At 64.9% G+C, this 1,645-nt stretch carries 3 protein-coding genes; 2 read left to right on the forward strand and 1 reads right to left on the reverse strand.

Annotated features, from left to right (window positions below; genetic code table 11):
* A partial coding sequence (locus AHiyo1_RS25410) for an SIMPL domain-containing protein (protein WP_113990567.1) occupies positions 1 to 228 on the forward strand: 228 nt, incomplete at its 5' end.
* Positions 229 to 376: 148 nt separating this feature from the next.
* Here the strand turns inward: AHiyo1_RS25410 and pcp are convergent.
* On the reverse strand, positions 377 to 886 hold the full coding sequence (pcp, locus tag AHiyo1_RS04800) for a pyroglutamyl-peptidase I (protein WP_059387789.1): 510 nt from the start codon (positions 884 to 886) through the stop codon (positions 377 to 379).
* Between the two features lie 111 nt (positions 887 to 997).
* Here pcp and AHiyo1_RS04805 point away from each other — a divergent pair.
* Positions 998 to 1,645, forward strand: a 648-nt coding sequence (locus tag AHiyo1_RS04805) for a radical SAM protein (protein WP_148667470.1), incomplete at its 3' end; no start/stop codon positions are given.

Here is a 1,645-nt window from a genome sequence, read left to right on the forward strand (position 1 = left end):
CGGGAGGCCGAAGCGAAGGCGGCCCGCTTCGCCGCGCTTGCCGGCGGCCGCTTGGGGCTCGTCCTCTCCATCGATCAGCGGCCGGAGCATGGATCACCGGTGCCTATGAAGGCCGGTATACAGCGTGCTTCAACGAGCGAAGGCGTGCCCATCGAAGCGGGATCGGTGGCGGTTTCCGCGAGCGTGGTGGTGCAGTGGGAGCTGGATTCGCCCGCGCCAGCCAAGTGAACGGCGCCGGCCTAGTGAACCGCCCCTGCGGACAGCTTGGTGTCCACCGGAGTCTCAAGCGCAGCGCGAACGACGACGGCGATCCCCCCGCCCCATGTCCCGCGTCGCCATCCCAGGCGTCGCACTACCCTGCGGAAGTCGGGCTTCGTCATAGGAACGTGGATGAAGCGCCCCGCGCGCGGGGCGGAACGGCTCCGGCGAGTTCGTGCATCAGGGCATAGAACACGTGGTTGCACACGTAGGTCCCGGCAGTCTGCGAGACCTCGGCACGGATTCCGGCGATCTGGAGCGCCCGGAGCGCGGACTTCACCGGGAGTGTGCTGAAGTACGCCGCGGGACCTTCGGGGACTACCGGCTCGTCGATGGGCCTGTTTCCGGCGTTGTCCGGAATCCTGGCGTCATCGCAGTTGATGGCCACGCGTTCCAAGGAGAGCCGGTCCCGGCCGCCGGCGAGCCCGACGCAGATGACCAGCTCCGGGCGCAGCCTCTCCACGGCCTCGCGCAGGACCGCGGCGGATTCACCGAAAACGCACGGCAGTTCGAGCGCTACCACGTCATGGCCTTCGGAGCGCAAGATCTCCTGTGCTTCGAGGACGGCAGCCCACGAGGGATTGCTGGAATCGCCGCCAAAAGGCTCGAATCCCGTCAGCAGAATCATGCATCCACCCTAGCAACGGCTGAGCGATTTCCAGGTGGCTCGTTCGATCCTTAACCGGCCTTTTTTCAACCGGCCTTGACAAGCGTTCGAACATATATTCGAATGGAGGCCATGAGATGGGACGCACAGGCACTTTCACCACAACGTGGTCCGGCACCCGGAGACAACAGCAGCAGCGGTCCGTCCGGAGCCGCCCCAGCAACGGACGCACTGCTGCCGCTGGCCGGGCTTGTGCGTTCCGTCTCAACCCCCGAATTCTCCGGAGTCACCTTTCATGAGGTCACCGCCAAATCGGTGCTCAACAAGGTGGCGTCCGGTTCCCAGATGCCCTTCGAATGGACGGTCAACCCGTACCGCGGATGCAGCCATGCCTGTGTCTACTGTTTTGCGCGCAAGAGCCACACCTATCTGGAGTTCGACGCCGGACACGATTTCGATTCCCAGGTGATCGTGAAGATCAACGCGGCAGAGGTCTTGCGCAAGGAACTGTCCAAGCCTTCGTGGGGCCACCATCATGTGGCCCTCGGCACCAACACGGATCCGTATCAGCGGGCAGAAGGCCGCTACCAGCTGATGCCTGGGATCATCCGGGCCCTGGCGGATTCCGGTACTCCGTTCTCCATCCTCACCAAGGGAACCCTCCTGGGCCGCGACATCCCTCTCCTCAAGCACGCCGCCAGCCACGTGCCCGTGGACCTGGGCATCTCCCTGGCCATGACTGACGAAGCCCTGGCCTCGGCAGTGGAGCCCGGCACACCC

This window comes from Arthrobacter sp. Hiyo1, assembly GCF_001263615.2.
Taxonomy (GTDB): domain Bacteria; phylum Actinomycetota; class Actinomycetes; order Actinomycetales; family Micrococcaceae; genus Arthrobacter.